The organism is Vibrio gelatinilyticus (assembly GCF_022836845.1).
Lineage (GTDB): Bacteria > Pseudomonadota > Gammaproteobacteria > Enterobacterales > Vibrionaceae > Vibrio > Vibrio gelatinilyticus.
The window spans coordinates 326421-344176 of the sequence record NZ_JAJNNZ010000003.1; the positions used below are offsets into that span (position 1 = coordinate 326421).

General features: G+C 44.1%; 12 protein-coding genes. 7 read left to right on the forward strand and 5 right to left on the reverse strand.

From position 1 onward, the window contains the following. The 5 genes from LNL84_RS05590 (at window position 1) to LNL84_RS05610 (ending at window position 10807) form a co-directional block, all read left to right on the forward strand. Window positions 1-1605, forward strand: a complete 1605-nt coding sequence (locus tag LNL84_RS05590; protein WP_244355743.1) for an ABC transporter ATP-binding protein — start codon at window positions 1-3, stop codon at window positions 1603-1605. Window positions 1606-2309: 704 nt separating this feature from the next. Then, on the forward strand, window positions 2310-5126 hold the full coding sequence (locus LNL84_RS05595) for a carbohydrate binding domain-containing protein (protein WP_244355744.1): 2817 nt from the start codon (window positions 2310-2312) through the stop codon (window positions 5124-5126). Between the two features lie 90 nt (window positions 5127-5216). After that, window positions 5217-7118, forward strand: coding sequence for a glycoside hydrolase family 17 protein (locus tag LNL84_RS05600; protein WP_244355745.1), 1902 nt, complete (start codon window positions 5217-5219; stop codon window positions 7116-7118). Window positions 7119-7281: 163 nt separating this feature from the next. Further along, a complete protein-coding gene (locus LNL84_RS05605) occupies window positions 7282-8655 on the forward strand; it encodes a glycoside hydrolase family 16 protein (protein ID WP_244355746.1) in 1374 nt (457 codons plus the stop codon). 22 nt (window positions 8656-8677) lie between these two features. Continuing rightward, on the forward strand, window positions 8678-10807 hold the full coding sequence (locus tag LNL84_RS05610; RefSeq protein ID WP_244355747.1) for a carboxypeptidase-like regulatory domain-containing protein: 2130 nt from the start codon (window positions 8678-8680) through the stop codon (window positions 10805-10807). Between the two features lie 77 nt (window positions 10808-10884). Here LNL84_RS05610 and LNL84_RS05615 read toward each other — a convergent pair whose 3' ends face one another. The 3 genes from LNL84_RS05615 to ylqF form a co-directional block, all read right to left on the reverse strand. Further along, the gene (locus tag LNL84_RS05615; protein WP_244355748.1) at window positions 10885-11805 is read right to left on the reverse strand and encodes a LysR family transcriptional regulator; all 921 of its coding nucleotides are present in this window, start codon (window positions 11803-11805) and stop codon (window positions 10885-10887) included. Between the two features lie 105 nt (window positions 11806-11910). Continuing rightward, window positions 11911-12252, reverse strand: a complete 342-nt coding sequence (locus tag LNL84_RS05620) for a hypothetical protein (protein WP_244355749.1) — start codon at window positions 12250-12252, stop codon at window positions 11911-11913. 354 nt (window positions 12253-12606) lie between these two features. Beyond that, window positions 12607-13551, reverse strand: coding sequence for a ribosome biogenesis GTPase YlqF (gene ylqF, locus LNL84_RS05625; protein WP_244355750.1), 945 nt, complete (start codon window positions 13549-13551; stop codon window positions 12607-12609). A 368-nt stretch (window positions 13552-13919) separates the two neighbouring features. On the opposite strand from ylqF, the gene LNL84_RS05630 reads away from it, so the two are divergent. After that, window positions 13920-14384 (forward strand): DUF4405 domain-containing protein, encoded by a 465-nt coding sequence (locus LNL84_RS05630; protein ID WP_244355751.1) that lies wholly within the window; start codon window positions 13920-13922, stop codon window positions 14382-14384. A gap of 2 nt (window positions 14385-14386) precedes the next feature. After that, window positions 14387-14686, forward strand: a complete 300-nt coding sequence (locus LNL84_RS05635) for a hypothetical protein (RefSeq protein WP_244355752.1) — start codon at window positions 14387-14389, stop codon at window positions 14684-14686. 139 nt (window positions 14687-14825) lie between these two features. On the opposite strand, the gene LNL84_RS05640 is transcribed toward LNL84_RS05635, so the two are convergent. Next, window positions 14826-15854: a metal-dependent hydrolase gene (locus LNL84_RS05640; protein WP_244355753.1), complete on the reverse strand. Its 1029-nt coding sequence runs from the start codon at window positions 15852-15854 to the stop codon at window positions 14826-14828. Between the two features lie 136 nt (window positions 15855-15990). Beyond that, window positions 15991-17616, reverse strand: coding sequence for a VRR-NUC domain-containing protein (locus tag LNL84_RS05645; protein ID WP_244355754.1), 1626 nt, complete (start codon window positions 17614-17616; stop codon window positions 15991-15993). Window positions 17617-17756 lie beyond the last annotated feature (140 nt).

The window sequence follows — 17756 nt, forward strand, 5'->3', positions numbered from 1 at the left end:
ATGATTAGAGATGACTCCTCATTAGTGCTTTCTATAGACAATCTGTCTGTTGGCTTTGGCCGCGGTCAAAACATCGAACAAGTCACTTCAAATGTGTCTTTATCTGTTAAGAAAGGCGAAACTTTAGCCCTGGTTGGTGAAAGTGGTTCAGGCAAGTCTGTAACTGCGAACTCTATATTGAAGTTATTGCCTAAGGGCTCAAGCCACTATCTTGGTGGGCACATTCAGTTCGATAATGTAGACATGCTTAGTTGCTCTGAAAGGCAACTTCGTGGTATTCGTGGTGGACGCATTGGCATGATTTTTCAAGAGCCCATGGTATCGCTAAATCCTTTACACAAAATTGGTCGACAGTTGGTCGAAACTTTATCGATTCACCGAGGAATGCGCACAAATCAAGCAGAAAAGCATGCCGTTGGTTGGCTAACAAAAGTGGGTATTCGCAACCCTGAGCAAAAGATCCTTGCTTATCCACATGAGCTGTCAGGTGGTGAAAGACAGAGAGTCATGATTGCAATGGCTCTTATCAACGAGCCTGAATTGCTTATTGCCGATGAGCCTACGACAGCGCTAGATGTTTCGGTGCAGGCTCAAATTCTTGATTTGTTGAATGATCTCCAAAAAGAGTTAGGAATGGCGATGCTATTTATCACTCATGATTTAAGTATCGTCAGGAAAATAGCCGATCGCGTAGCGGTGATGCAAAATGGTGAACTTGTAGAAGTCGGGGAGTGCCAGCAAGTTTTCAATGAACCAAAGCATCCTTACACACAAAAATTAATTAATTCCGATCCAAGAGGGTGCCCAGTTGAAGTAAGCGAGCAGACAAACACCCTGCTTAGTGTCGACGACTTAAAAGTGTGGTTTCCTATCAAAGGGGGCATCTTTAAAAAGGTCATTGATCATGTAAAGGCCGTGACGGGCATGTCGTTTGACTTAAAGCAAGGCCATTCAATCGGCCTGGTCGGTGAAAGTGGCTCTGGCAAGTCAACAACGGGTATGGCCATTTTAAAACTGGTCGATAGTGAAGGGGTGATTAAGTTCGATGGCAGTGATATTCAAGGGTTAGATCGAAAAGGTATGTTGCCATACAGAAGTCGAATGCAAGTTGTGTTTCAAGATCCGTTTTCTGCGTTAAACCCTAGAATGTCAGTTGCCCAGGTGATTGGTGAAGGCTTGAAAGTTCATTTTGAACACGACGAGAATAAAATGGACGATTTAATATGCGACGTAATGAAAGAAGTGGATCTAGACCCTGATACACGACACCGATACCCGAACGAATTTTCTGGTGGGCAGCGTCAGAGAATTGCGATAGCGAGAGCTCTGGTGCTAAAACCAGAGTTTATTTTGCTTGATGAACCCACTTCGTCATTAGACCGGACAGTACAATCTCAAGTCCTTGATCTATTGAAGGACCTACAACAGAAATACGGATTAACCTACTTGTTTATCAGCCATGACTTGAATGTGGTGAAATCCCTATGTCATTACACAATTGTTATGAAACAAGGCGAAATTGTTGAGCAGGGTGATACTCAAACACTATTCAGCAAACCACAACAGGATTACACCAAAACACTTGTGTCACTGAGTTCATTTTGATGCTTAGCACAGCGGGCTTTGATGGGTATCTAGCCCGCTGTATTGCCACTTAGTGGAAGTTTGTTAAATTCAGGAAAATGCTGTAACCGTAAAGTGTGCAGCGAATTATTGAATTTGCAAACCTTGTAAATTGTAATTTCCCCACACTCTACGTCGCTCTTACTCTCCCTTTGATATACCGAAGAGTTGCGTATTTCCAAAAAAAAAGCAAAGTAATCGCTTACTTTGTTTTTTTTGGAAATAGAGGTGCAAAAGGTGATTTTGGTGCAAAAATCTTGAAGTGAGGCACTTATTTGGTTCAATGTGTGAGAATAAATTCGATTTAGTGCATATTTTGAACATAATTAGTGTGTGGAATTGATTTTATGGCTCGGATTTTGTGGGAAATATTCAATGTCACTTTATTTTAAAGTAAGCGTTTACTTTGTGTGATGGAATTCTACTTTTTACGTATCTCTAAACTTATGCTCTGTACAGGGTGGGGAGTTTAATGTTTTATTATAGTTGTGCAATCTTTGAACGTTATACCGCTTTGTTGTACGGATTTTGGGCGGCAATGAGGTTCACTAGAATAAAATAGCGATTGTCATTGGCGTGAAGGGGTGCTTTTTTTTGAATTGCAAAGTAAGCGCTTACAATTGGTTTTATGCTGTTGCCCCAAATCTCGCTAATACAAGAAAACGTAAACGAAAGGGATCCAAATAATGAGCTTAACGAAGGAAAGGTTTAAATTTGCCAACGCTGCTCTTGTAGCTGCGTTGGCTCTTGCAATGTCCGGGTGTGGCGATGAAGCACTTGGTACGTCAGTGCCGAGCAATCCAAGTACGCCAGAATCACCAACAGAACAGCCTGATTCGACACCGGGTACGGAGACTCCATCGACTGGAACAGATCTTGTTGTGTTCAAGGATGCTGTCAACCCCAACTGGCAAACATGGGATTGTTGCGGTGGTACAACACCTATCTATCCTGTAGAGCTCGGCGACTATGGATTGACAGCTGAGTTTAGGGTAGGCGCAACGCCAGCAGTACTGGGTTTTGTTCGTCCAGAAGGTATGAGTGGCATTGATGTTAGTGAGCTGGAAACATCAGGGATTCTTGAATTTGAAATCAAACTCAGGAACAGCCCAGGCGATCAGGTGAATTGGTTCGTTAAATTGGAAAGCAACGGTGGCGATCAGGAAGGTGCTAGTGGTGAAGCGGTTGACATCAGCATCCCATCACCTCAGGTAGGAGTTTGGACCAAGATTGAAGTGTCACTGTCTGACTTAGCCAACCAAGGTATTGACCTAACCAATGTGGATAAAGTACTGATTTATCCAGAGTGGGACCAAGGTGAGGGTGCAATTTATCGAGTTGATAATGTTGCCTTTGTTGATGCAGCGCCTAGCTCACCAGACGGTGAAGAACCTGATTCGCCCGCTTCAGATTCGGGTGAAAAACTGGACTTGAGTGCTCCGTTGACGGATTTTGAAGGTGCGTTTTCAGAACAAGGTGTGGCAAATCCAGTATTAAGTAATGAAGCTGCATCAGCTTGGGCGAGCGGCGGTATCAGCCAGGTAAGCTCTAGCGCGACAGTAATCAAAACGTTGAAGCCAGTTGGTGCACAGCCGTGGGCTGGTACAACTCTTGGTGATTCAAGTATTTTGGAAATTACGCCGGAACGAAGTGTTATCTCTCTATGGGTATATTCACCTGAAGTTGGAGTGCCTGTTCTGCTCAAAGTAGAAAATGCTGCTTTGAGTGAGCCAGCACCAAACCCGGAAATGGCCGAAGTATTGGTTTACACATCAGTGGCTAACCAGTGGGAAAAACTAGAATTTGATTTCACCGATCTGAACGCTGGAGAACTTGACCCTAACTACACTTTCGATATGAAAACAGTGTTCTTTGACTTTATGGAAGATGCTGCAGATAAAGAGTTCTATTGGGATGATATGACCTTTGTGGAAGTCAGTGACCCTGTCGAACCGGAAGAGCCCGAAGAACCAGTTCAACCACCCGTTGAAGAAAGTGAAGAAATCGTAATATTCAACGATGCGGCGAATCCAGCATGGGCCGCTTGGGATTGCTGTGGCGGTTCAACTCCGTCCGTAATCACTGATAGCGATGTTCAATACGACCAAGTCACGCAGTTTGAAATTAATGCTCCAACCGTCGTTGGATTTACTTCTCGAAATGCTGATGGTGCTGTTGGCGGTGCTCCAGTCGATGTTTCGGCTTGGAGAGATACGGGTACTGTGTCATTTGATATGAAGTTAACGGCTGATGCGGGCGCTCAAGATTGGAAGTTCAAGGTTGAGTCTGTTGCAGGTGCGGCGGTTGAAGTAAGTTTACCAGAACTGCCAGAAGTTGATGTTTGGAAACGATATACCTTTAATCTTAGCGATTTAGCTGATGCGGGTGCCAACCTAAGTGCTATGGACTTACTAATGATATTCCCTGCATGGGGATCGGGTGTTGGATCTGTCTTCTCTGTTGATAATCTATCGTTTTCATCTGTTGGTAATGTTGCACCTGTAGAACCCGAAACTCCAGACGGTCCGGTTCTTCCACCAATAAATAATCCAGATAACTTGACTGTAAATGGTGATTTTGAAAGTGGAGCACTAGACCCTTGGTATGCAATTGGCGGTGGCGTGACCATTGAAAATGGCGCTGCTCGCTTGCAAGCAGGTAACGGTGCTGAATCAAGAATCAAAACAAATGGCATTGGTGCCGGAGTTATTAACCCAGGTCAAACCGTCAACATATCTTTCTCGTACCGAGGAGAGGCAGTAGATGGCGGCGTAGCTAATGCGATTATTCATTTCATTGGAGATGGCGTTGTTGGAACAGAAGTCATTGATATTCCAGCGCCGACGTCTGAATGGCAAACACTTTCTAAGGATATCGTGGCAAGTGCAGGGACGTCAGGAGGTGTTGATTTCACTATCGGTGGCGTGTGTGGAGCGGTTGCAACCTGTAGTGTCGATCTCTACTTAGATAACATCACAGTGGTCGCTGTAGCCGGTACCGGAGAAGAACCTGAAAATCCGGGAGAGGCGCCAATTCTTCCACCTGATGATGGAACGGGCAATTTAATCGTTAATGGTGACTTTAGTACAAACGAGCTTGCACCATGGGGACAAGTTGGAGCCGGTGAAGTAGTTGTCGCTGATGGCGCAGTCACTGTTTCAGCGGTCAATGGCGGAGAAGCAAGAGTCAAAGCCGAGAAAGTGGGCCAAGGCGAGCTTACAGCAAATCAATCAGTTACGTTATCGTTCCAAGCCAAGGGATTCGCGGCAAGCGGCGGAGTTGTGAATGGCGTACTGCATACGACAAGTCCACGCGGCGTATCCAAAACAGACAACTTTGACATACCGAACTTAACAACCGTTTGGCAGGAATACAGCTACGACTTCGATATCGGAAGTGATGCGGAGTGGGGTGTTGATCTGACCCTGGGTGGTGTATGTGGCGCAGTAGCAGGGTGTCAAGTTGAGGTTTCGTTCGACAATATCAGATTAGAACTTAAATAAGTAATACGCTGCGCAGTGTTAACTGCGCAGCGCTTGTAAAAAAAATCCAATGTCTCTCAATTTTAAATAAAGATTTATAAGGAAGTATTAATGAGACGATGCAATTTAAAAACAATCGCGACTGTCGTTTTATCGTGTTTCTTATTTGCCTGCGGTGACGAGCAGCTTTCAGGTGCAGTTGAAACTGATCCTGGTAGCGGCGGCAATGAAGTTACTGAACTTGCCCCACAACCAACTCCAGCTACATTTCCAGTAGCAAGCAATGGTGATGCGTTACTGGGTAACCCTGATTATCTGGCGATTTCCTATGGCGCATGGCGAACAACTGTACGCGAGTCAGGAGCTATCGTACCTTCGATTGATGATCATAAAGAAGATATGAAAATCTTAGCTGCAATGGGGATTAAGGTGCTGCGTACCTACAATACACAGGGCTTTATTGGCTTAGATGGAAAAAGCAATACAGAAAACTTACTTCAGGCTATTAAGGAGCTGAAAGAAGAAGACGCGTCTTTTGAAATGTATGTGATGCTGGGGGTCTGGATAGATGCACTAAATTCCTGGACCGATCTAGATATCGTTCATGATCAAGAAAACCCAGGCAACGCGCTTGAAATCGCTAAAGCTAAAGAATTGGCTTTAGCTTACCCAGATATTGTCAAGGTTATCGCGGTTGGTAACGAAGCTATGGTCGCTTGGGCTGAGTACCATGTTGTTCCGGGTATTATTCTTGGTCATGTTAATGACTTACAATCTTGGAAGCAACAAAGCCCTGATACAGCCGACCTTTGGATCACCAGTTCAGACAACTTTGCGGTTTGGGCAGGGGATGATGCTAACGGTAATCATCGTGAACAGGCTGACATTAAAGCGTTAATAGAAGCTGTCGATTATATCTCTTTGCACACTTACGCTCACCATGACACTCACTACGATCCAACGTTTAAAGAAGCGTGGAAAGTGCCACTTAGTGAGCAAGAGTTGAGTAAAGAAGAGCAGATCGCTTCGGCAATGGAAAAAGCGTATAACCGCACGCTTGACCAAATTGCCAAGGGACAGACCTTTGTTAACAGTGTTGATCCAACTAAGCCAATCCATATCGGTGAAACTGGCTGGTCGACAGTGTCATCCGAAATGTTTGGTGAAGGCGGAACGCAAGCGGCGGACGAATACAAACAGAAGATTTTTTACGACGATATGCGGGAGCTGACCAATAACTTTGGCGCGTCGCTATTCTTCTTTCAAGCCTTTGATGAGCCGTGGAAAGGCGATCCAAACAACCCTACTCACTCTGAGAAGCACTTTGGTCTTATCGACATTGACGGCAAGGTTAAATACTTAGCGTGGGATAAGGTCGATACGCTCAATGACCTGGGTTTGACTCGTGGTGATGTGTCGCAATTTGAAGCCAGTTATGGTGGTGATGAAATAACATTATTGGACACTGTATTACCTCCGCCTTTTGTAATCCCCGTAGCTCCTGGAGAAGCGGGTGAGTTTATTGTACTAAGTACTGGTCCATTCACCGGAGCGGACGCTTTCGGCTGGGAAGGCACAACTTGGGCAGGTATCGATGAAACAACTGGAATACTGACGGTTGTTCCGACGGTGCCAGCAATTAAGGATTGGGGTTGGGGCGCAATGGTTGGCGATAATAACCCACGAGATCTAAGTGATAAATCCAGTATTCGATTTGAAATTCGAGGTTCCACAGAGCAAGGTAATCCACTTGCCGAGTTTGTTTTTGGCGTTGGTTTCCAAACTGACTATGGTGAGTGGGGATCGAATTATTCAGTTAAGTTTAATGATGGCAATGGCTACACCCTGACTGAGGAGTGGCAGACGATTACGATTGATATTGCTACCGACTTGCCTGAGTCAGTCCTGCAGTTAGACAAAGTTAAGAACCCATTAATTGTTCATCATACGAGTATTGACGGCAACCTAACTGAATCAGACATTCAACTAAGAAATATCTCCTGGTTTGAATAAAGTGTTCAACCAACCTTTATAAAGGTTGGTTGATTACAGTCTTTAAACAGCGGCAGTATCACTAAATTATTGCCGCTCTCTTTACTCGGTTTTAGCCTATCTCTCACTGTTGTCAGACGACAATTAGTGCTGGCTAATGCTGTCCAAAATAATAGGTTAAATCATGATGTTAAGGTTGCCAAGACGGATTATTCAATCGTTTAAAATCATTGCTACACAAGGTGTCCTCCTTGGAGGGTTAGTGCTGGTAACATCTAGCCCGGCAACCGCTGGGTGGGAAGTGCAATGGATAGATTCTTTTGAGGGTTCAGGTGTTGATTGGCGAAACTGGAACCCGCAAACGAAAGCAAATTATAACAATGAAGTTCAATGTTATACCTCTGATGATTATTCCGATGAGCGTAATTATGATGTTTCCGATGGCACATTGAAAATCATTGCCCGAAAAAAACTCCACAGCTGTGCAACCTTAGGAGGGCAAACCAAATCTTGGACTTCAGGTCGGCTCAATTCAAAAGACAAACAAGAATTCCTCTATGGTCGAATCGAAGCAAGGATCCGTTTTCATAACCTTGAGGGCGGCACCTGGCCAGCCTTTTGGATGCTAGAAAATCGTATCGCGGAGCAACCAGTTAAAGGAGACGGCGATAATGTAGGTTGGCCTAACCCTGGTGCTGGAGAAATCGACGTATGGGAATGGTTTTCAAACGAGCCTAGTACCTACATCACCAACTTTTTCAACTCTTCGGGTTGTGGTAGTGAAGTTCGTTATCATTATCCGAATGGTGCTGATGATGTATTAGATTGGCACAAATATGCGTTGGAATGGACACCAGAGTCCATCGACTTTTATATGAATGAAACCTTGGTCGCGAGTCAAAATGTCACGGGGTGTCAGCAATATAACGAGCCGATGTTTATTTTGCTCAATGTCGCCATGGGAGGAAATCTCGGGGGCTCTATCGACCCTGCTCTTCAGACGGCGACAATGGAAGTCGATTACGTGGCTCATTGCCTGTCGACAGATGACAACACCGCGGTGTATTGCGATGAGAGCACGCCGAAAAATGAGAGCCTAATTCCTCCATCGCCTTTGCCAGAAACTCAACTGAGCCTTCACCAGAATGGTGAAGAAACTGAAATAGTTGATCCGTTTGGGGGAGAGGTTGTTGTTACTCTTCAAGTGGAATTATCGGATGAACAAGTTCAGGAATACAGCATTTATTGGCAAGCGGATGATATTCCAAGCCCGTCAATGCAAGGCTATACCTTTAGTTTTGAGCCAGAGTCCATGTTAAACGACGACTATCGACTAAAGGTGTCGTTAATACACGACACAGATGAGGCTTTGGACATCAACAATGAATTGATTATTCAAGTTCGCCGGAATCAAAAAGAGCCTGAAGCAGATAAGTCTGATTCAGAAACAACCGAAATTCCACCTACCAGTACTTCCAGTTCGGGTGGGAGTGGAAGCATTCCAACATTATTTGGATTATTAGCGCTGTTATTTTTGCGTAGAAAGGCGTTCAAATAGAGAGTAAATAAGGATATTAATAATGAACAATAAAGCAAAAAGTATTGCTGTTGTGTTTGCCATTTCGGCCTTATTTGGATGTGGGGCAGAAGAAAGTAACAGTGAACAAAGTGCTCCATTACCAAGCAATCCAGTCACCCCTGCTCCAGAATTAAGCAGCTTGACTATATCAGTACGAGACGCCAATAGTCAGACGGGTATTGATTCCGCATCGGTTGGTATAGGGAGCATCTACAAGCAAACAAATTTACAAGGCGAAGCTGTTTATCAATTAGCAGAGGGTGTGTATTCCATCTCCGTAAACAAATCAGGTTACGATGAAGCTGAAAGTATGGTTGCTATAACGGGCGATGACTCTTCAATTTTTATCGATCTTGAAGGCGATGTTGCACTTCCAGCACCTGAAGAAATGTTTGTTTTCCATTCAGAAAATGATGACTCATTTTATATGGAGTATTGGGGCGACACTTGGGGCTCTGGAGCAGTAGTAACGGATATAAACGATGACCCAGATTATCAAAAAGTTTTGGAAATCGCGAGCGGTACTAATTGGGGCAATGGTGCCGCTATAGCCTGGGGTAATGAGCAAGTCAATGCGATAAATACATCAACTTATACTCATGCGCAGTTCAAATTAAAAACCTCGACCTTTGAGAGTGTAGAGGTCAACGTCAAAGGTTTTGGGATACCTGACTTTAGCTCAGCCTACGCGATCAGCAGTGGCGTGCCTATTGGAAACGGTTGGCTGCAATTTGAGGTGCCGATTCCGCAAACATACGATTTAAGTTGGTTTGGTCTAGTGTTTACCAGTGGCCAACCAAGTAGTGTGTTGCTAAGTGATGTCTCTTTTATAACCAAAGAAGTGACAGTAAGCCAACCTCATGAAGCGGCACCGGTTCCTGCTGTAAATGACAATGAAGTGTTTTCAATTTTCAGCGATAGTTTAACCGAGGACAAGTTTGTTTCTCTTTGGAATGAAAACTGGTGGAATGCTCCTTTTTATTCACAGGGAAGTATCGCCGGTGATAACTATTCTCGCTATGAAATATTGGGAGCGGGAGCAGAAGGAGGCGTCGTTGGCATCCAGTACGGCATTGAGTATGGCAGTGTTGATGTGTCTAACCACAATACTTGGAACCTCGATCTCTATGTTGAACCGGGCATCCAAAAAATCGAACTACAATTAGTCTCTACAGACGGCTCAGCCAAGTATGTCATTGACAACCCAAGCGCTGAACAATGGCTGTCGTTACAAATACCATTTTTGGATATGACGGTTAATCCAAACGCAGCGTTAAATACCGCGCAATTGCAAATGGCCGGCATCCAATTATGGGGAGAGGCGGGCAAAGCGATATTTGTTGATAACTTCTATTTTTCTGGTGAGGCCAATAGTTATAACGTAGACGTATTAGTCAAAGACAATTTAGGTGCTGTTCTAGCGAATGCCGAAGTGAGTGTCGGTATCGACGGTGAACATGATGAAGCCTATAAAGTGACAACTAATGCTTCCGGTATTGCCACTCTTAATTTGGCTGAAGGTGTACAAAAGGTCAAAGCTACGTCTAGCGCCTTTGGTATTGCGCAGAAATTTACCACTGTCAATGGACCTGGAGGGTCTTTAGAACTTACGTTACTACCTTTGAATCCAGCTCCGAGTGTTGCAGCGCCGGTACCTAGTGTTGCAAGTGACGATGTTATCTCGCTGTTTAGTGATGGTTTAACGAGCCCTCACTGGATCACCTACTGGTCTGATCCTTGGTGGAACCCACCAACTCATTCAGATATCACGATTGATGGTAACCTTACAGCGAAATTCCAAATAACGCCGGACGGTACTGCTGGTGGTGTAACAGGAATTCAGTATGGTGTGGAAACCCCGGTGGACGCGTCGCAAATGACTGGGTTACGATTTGATTTTTACGCGACAACTGGAGTCAGCAAAGCACAGTTCCAGTTATTGTCTCAAAGCGGCCCTTTGATCTTTGATATGAACAGCGTTCAGCATGACCAATGGGTGAGTGTCGAGTTAGATTTTGCTGCTCTGGGTGCAGATGGCAATTATGACAAATCGGTGATGACTCAATTGGGAATGGCTCTATGGGGCACAACAAGCGATAGTGTATATCTAGATAACATTTATTTCTATTAGAGCTCAAATACACATAACATATCTAAGGCTTAGCGTGATGCTAAGCCTATTTTTATTTAAACTTGGTCAATTAAGACTCAATAGCCCTTCAATATTCCATTCATTTTTTTTTCAAGCCAACGAATCGTCATACTATTGCGGTTTTTGTGGTGATAAAAAGCATTCAGGTCGGTATTGAATGACAGATTGTCAAAATCTAGCTCTATTGCTCTCAACCCTGCTTCACTATCGAGTTCTAGAAACTGGGAGCCAGGGAAAAGAATATCGCTGTTTTTAACGACTTCAATCACCGCAGAGGGCAGTTCTGAACGAAACACGATTTTGGGTATGTAACCCTGTTCACGTATCTCAATCTCAGCATTTGACTGATTTAAGTTCCAGTCTGCTGCGATTAAGGTCGCGAGTTCAAATTTCATCGCATCTTCGACGTTAAGAACGTCTTTTTCAAATGGGTGGTCATGTCGTACGTAAGCTTTAAAGTGGTCTTCCGCTACTTTCTTTTGGATAATTTCCTTTGGTGCATAAGAAATCGGGTAGCTTAGGCCGAATTGCACATCGTCATTGGTAATGTCTTTTAATGTTGATTTACTCCAGTTTAATAATTGCACTTGAAGATCAGGAGCATCGTGGCGAATGGCGGCAAAGAGCTTACTAGCCACAGAGGTGAGAAAAAAAGGAGATATCGCTATTTTAATCGTTCCACCTAACTGACGTGGGTCGAATTCGGAACTGTGATTAATTGCAACAGCGAGATCATCAATTATGGGGCCAATTGATTCCGCAAGTTGATTGGCTTTCTCGGTCGCTCGCAACCCTTGATGAGTTTTGACGAAAAGCTCATCATCAAAGTGATTGCGCAGACGTTGTAACGCTTTGCTAACCGCAGGCTGAGACACAAAGAGCCGACCAGCTGCCTTACGCATGTTGCGTTCCTGATTTAGCACAATGAAGGTGCGTAATAAATTTAAATCTAGGCTGGCAAACAAGTCCTTGGCCATAGTTATACCCTTATAAAAGTGGTATTTAATATGCTGATAATAAGAATAAATCCATCATCGGGCAATTTTCTTTGCCAAATTAATTCACGCCAGCGAATCGATTTCTTACTGAATGACTTTTAATGCGGCTTCTTGATCGCTGTCCGAAAATACGTGGTTTTCCACAAAAAGAGCTTTAGGTTGCTGCCATGCATTTTTAAATGCCATATTGACATGTTTTTCGGTTAGATAGCTCATATGCAGTTCAAATCCGCTTTTGATTCGTGCAGGGTGTAAGTAAACTTTTGATTCGTTTACTGATTGAACAATAAGGTTAGCTTTATACTCGGTTGACTTAAACGCTTTACTTTTGGCTGTTTTTTTAAGATCAGCGTGCAATTTATAGGCATGTTGCTCAAACTCATTTCGTGTTGCGCCATGCTCTACCATTTTGTTGATCTCTTCCATAAGAATACCGGACAGTCGATACCAGGAGGCACTCGAAGAAAGACGTGGTTGGAATTAGACTGCAACGACAAAGAACACCTCAATTGACTATGGAGAATTACACTAGACTTATTTCCTATGCCTACCATAGGTACTGATAAGAAAAACAAATGAGACTGAAACTTTGAGTACTCATCCATAGTACATATAGTTTCGGTGTGGCTGCCATATAACTCATTGATTGCGAGCAGGATTCTCGTTTTATTTGATAATGCCGTCAATATTGGTATTAAATCAGAATTGGATATTCTTAGTTGTGAGACAAAACAGCCTTTGCGTTAACAAAGGCTGTTGAAAGTAAAGGTTGTTGAAAAGTTAGCGTTTGTTTCTTAAATAACGTTTTCTTCGTTCTTCTTTTTTCTTAATTTTTTCTTCTGCTTTACGAGCCATGTCTTCTTCGACTTGCACCAGTTCTTCGGTGATCATCTCAGGTAGCTCTAACGTGATATGGCCTAATGTGCCATTACGTAGTTCATGAAGCAGAATCTCTGAAGCTTTATGCAAATTAACTCGACCACCGGATTGCAGTGCGCCCCGCTTACGACCAATCGCTTCCATCAACTCCACATCAGACTCAGGCAACTCATCCAATTGATATCGTTCTTTAAGTCGCTCTGGATATTGCTGGGCAAGGTATTCAACCGTATAAAAAGCCACTTCATCGTATTCCATTGCGGTATCTTTTACAGCACCAGTTGCCGCAAGTCTAAAACCACTGTGTGGATTTTCTACTTTCGGCCAAAGCACCCCAGGAGTATCCGAAAGCACGATGCCATTTTGTAAGTTAATACGTTGCTGACGTCGAGTCACTGCTGGTTGGTTACCTGTCACTGCGATAGTGCGCCCAGCAAGACTGTTGATGATGGTGGATTTACCCACGTTAGGAATACCCATGATCATGGTGCGAATATTTTTGCCAATACTTTCACGGTGAGGAGCAAGCTTTCGGCACAGTTCTAAGATTTGTTGAACTTCCTGCGCAACGCTTGTTGTGATGGCCATTGCTTTAACGCCTTGCTCTTTTTCAAGGTGCTTGATCCACAATTCGGTTTTCTCAGGATCCGCTAAATCACGCTTATTGAGCACTTTTACTACGGGCTTGTCGCCTCTTAAGCGGGAAATCGTTGGGTTTTCGCTACTAAACGGAATACGAGCATCGAGAACCTCGATGATAACGTCGACCTGTGGAATGACTTCCTCAATCTCTTTAAGAGCCTTGTGCATGTGGCCCGGAAACCATTGGATGTTATTTGCAACCATTTGAAAAATAACCTTTTTATTGAACGGCGTTATTAGTGGGTATTTTGTAGTGAGTAACATAAATGAAGAGCATTATAAGGCAATTATCATTTCGCTACGCATACTACCCAGTAGCCACTTCAGCTTTGTTGATGTGATGATCTTAACACTTTATTTGGTTAGCGGGAATATTGTCGAGAGTCGCTAGAGTATAGGCCGACCATATTGCTGCTTCCGTCAATCAAAAAGCGTAAACATGAAGCGTTATTCGATTTTGCGCTCATGTAATTGTCTGTAAAGATTATTGAATAGCACGAGTTGTGCGGTAATCATAGCAGAGATGTTCGGGTATCTGATCCGTTAAAGAAGGCTGCAAAAGGTGAGAAGCAATGTCTGATTGGAAACAAAATCTACAGAAAACACGTTATGTCATGGATGGTCTTCTTCTGATTAGCTTTATGCTCGTTTCTGCGCCGCAATCGACCGGAGTGCCATTGCATGAATGGGGCAGTTTGTTATTTGTTGTTCCGTTTGCTATCCATATTTTGCTTCATTGGGATTGGATCAAATCGAGCTACCGCCGAGTATCGTCGAAGGCTCCAATGAAAGAGAAGTTTGGGATTGTTTGGGCCTATTTGCTGTATCTGGTTATGTTGCTTGTATTTGTGAGTGGATTTCTTATTTCAATCGCATTGCTACCAGCTTTGAATATTGATATTCAAATTCAAGATTTCTGGTCAAAGATTCATCACGATTCGGCCACATTAATTATGCCTATGATAGGCATTCACCTGGCGCTGTACTGGAAGTGGATCGTTAAGTTCACTCAGCGTATGAAAGAGAACAGGGCATAACGATGAAATATCTCAAATACCACTGGAAGCCACGGTTGAGTGTGGTGATGACTCTATCGATTATTATCAGCGCACTGATGGTGATGTTAGAAATGACAGACTTTGCTAACCAAATTAATCAGCAGGGATTCTCCCATGGTGATGGAGATGGGCCTAGTGGTCCAGCTGCATTGATGTTTATTCTACCATTTGTAAAAGAAATCATTCTGATCGGTGTACCGATGTTGTTAGCGCTATTGGTGATGAAAACTTTGGGCAGAAAGAAGCGAAATACACGCGTACGAAAGTGCACGCGTACATAACGAATAGTGTGTGGATGTAGAGCCGTATGCGTACCTATCAACGTCACAAGGCGGTACTTGAGATGTCAATTGACTTTAACGATAGCACCACCATGACTTTATACAGATCTTCCGCCAATATACGGTGGGCTATCAGTATTCATCGATTGAGACTCAAGTCCATTACTTCCAAATCCGCATTGATGCTTTGGTCGCCTTTCATACGCATCCATAGAGCGCCGAGCTGATCCAGGCTTCTTTCACTGGTATGCCTAAGTGGGGCGGCGAGAAGCTGCCACTCGCCATCACTGCCTCTCTGTGCGTAGATAAATTCGAAGGCCAGATTGTTGGCCATACCTAACCTTAAATCAGAGACGATAAGGGCGTTATTTTCTTCTCGGTAATTGAGAAAATTGTGTGAGAAGGCAGTCAATCCGCGCAGAGTTTCAGGTTTATCGCTTAATGGCCACGATTGTAATGGGCGCGAGACAAAATCGATGTGTTGCTCATCATCAAGTAGAGAAGCAAGTCCCTCCCAGTAATGTTCACCATCCATAACCACTACGCGCCACAATAGCGTGTTAAAAGGAGTAGGGGTGATGAGAACGTGTTGATTGGGGAGATTTTGTGAAAGTAGATTGTCTTCGACGCGATTGGCAACGATTTGTTGCGCGCCATAACCCCAGACTAGGTATGCCGTAGAAAGTAACACAACACTTTGGCACCAGACGCCTCCACGCTGTTTAAAGATGAGTGCAGCGCCAATCGCGATGAGAAGCGGCAGGGTATACAACGGGTCAATGATGAAGATATTGCGCAGTTCATAGTAGCCTGCAAAAGGCCAGAGAAGCTGGGTTCCGTAGGTCGTCATCGCGTCGAGTAGGGTATGGGTTAGGAGTACGCTCACCGTCAACAAAAACACGCGCATAAATGTCCAGAACGCATCAGGTCTAAAGCGGCAGTAAAGCCAGGAAATTAGCAATGCAAAAGGCGGAAGCAGCAAGAGGGAATGGCTAAAGCCTCGATGTTTTATGGTGTTACTGACGGCGTCACCATAATCAAGCACCACATCAAGATCGGGAAGAGTGCCAAGTGCCGCGCCTGCAAGCAGAACTTTGGCGTTACATCTTTTTCCTGCAATTGCTCCGGCTACGGTTGCTCCGAGTGCCGCTTGGGTTACTGAGTCCATGTTTTCCTTAAAAATGTTGTCATGTCGTTTAAATCGTTTTCGTTGAAGGCCGCACACTTTGCAACTCAACAAAATTTACGCATAAAGAACTAAAAGAGATCAGCGCTAACCGATGAGGCTGTGTTGTTGGTTAGTATCAACACGTGGTTGACTGATTCTCGACGTAGCATACTTCATATGGGATGTTAAGGCGTTCAAATTGTCGCATCCAACGTTTTTGGTTGTCTTGTAATTTATCACCTGGTCCTTTGACTTCACACCATAAAAGCTGTTCATCCTTAAATGCAATAAGATCGGGCATACCAGTACGATATTGCTTTAAATCTTTAAGCATAATGTTGAAAAGCTCGTACAGTAGGGGGCCATTGAGGTGGTCCGCTGCCAAGTTTAACCAGGCTATGTCAATGGCTGGCCAATGGATAAAGGGATTGCTGATCCCTTGCTTGGTGCTGCACAGTGATAAAAACGGCGTGATGCCTTCAGCCTTAATGATATCGAGCCTTGCCTCGATTAACGCTCTTCGATTGGCATAGAAAGACTCGTGATACATATCAAGGGGTTGTGACTGATAAGCATTGATGAAACTGCCTTTTACCGGGGCGAAAATAATATCCCAAAATGCGAGCCCAAATAACGCATTCAGGAAGTGGTTCTCGAGATAGAATACCTGCCAGCCTTGCTTTGTGAGGTCGTCAGCCACGGCACACTCAACACGCTTTTGGCTAAGATCCAGTGCAATACGGCGCTCGGGTGGAGAAAACTTAACCCGTTCTGGTTTGGCCCCCGACTTGCGAATTAGCTTACGCTGCAAAGTCTCGGCAACTTCATATTCAGAAATGTTTTGAGGTGATGCCAGTATTTCTAAGACCAATGACCAGGCAAGCTCGTCTCGATTCTGTTTTTCTAGAATGCGAATTTGTCGTTCTTTACTCGGGGGCAGGGCGGTTAGTTGAAAAAGTGAGAGTGCTTGTTCATCACAGCCCGCCCTTTCGTAGGCGCGAGCCAGTGCGTTGATGAGCTTTTCGCGTTTTCTGTCAACGTGATCATGACCCGTAAGTGCGGGAATTTGACCTGCCAGTGCATCAATTACCGCGGTGTTTTTTAGATCTGAATCTGACATGGTTGCACTTAACGCATTGAGAGCGAGTAATGAATTGAGTTCGTGTCGTGAGGTGAAAAAGCGATGACGGTGCTCCAAGGGGTAATTCTCGAAGCGATTAATACCCAAATCCTCTAGTACAAACTGACTAAAATCCTGATGACCATTGGCGAAGAAAAGAGTACACAATACCGTCAATATACTATCGTCGAGTAAACAAATAACATCAAAGGGGCAAGCAATGCGAGGGTAGCGCTCGCTATGACTAAGTTCTTTAATTAACGCTGCCTTACATAGCCCTTTGGGTAGTGTAGGCCAAAAAGCGATGGACTCTGGCTTAGTCAATATATGCTGAGCCAACTGTGCCGCGTCTATTGGTGGATTGAGCTCAATAAAACGGAGTTTTTCTAACGCAGCCAATGCCCCGGGAATATTTTCGATTTCCGGATAATGAAACTTATCACTTCTGAACCAACAGCCTTTGCGCATTAGCAGGCGGATCAGGCAACACTTTTCACTATTTTCTAGCGTTGAAAATTGGTCTATCCAGGCTTTTTCTGAGGGCAACAATAGATCGGTATAATACTCGCTGACGTGTGTCACCAACTTAACGAAATTGGAGAGATAATACGTATCGGGTAGCGGGTTATTTGGTGCTGTCATCGCTGTTAAGTTTGTTGACAATTATAAGGGCAGTTTACCACAGAAAAAGTTGTGGGTAGCCATGAGAGACTCATGCGAGGTTGGGGCTTTCGATGTTGAACTGAGTGTTCGAATGATGATGTTGGTCACGATTTAATCAA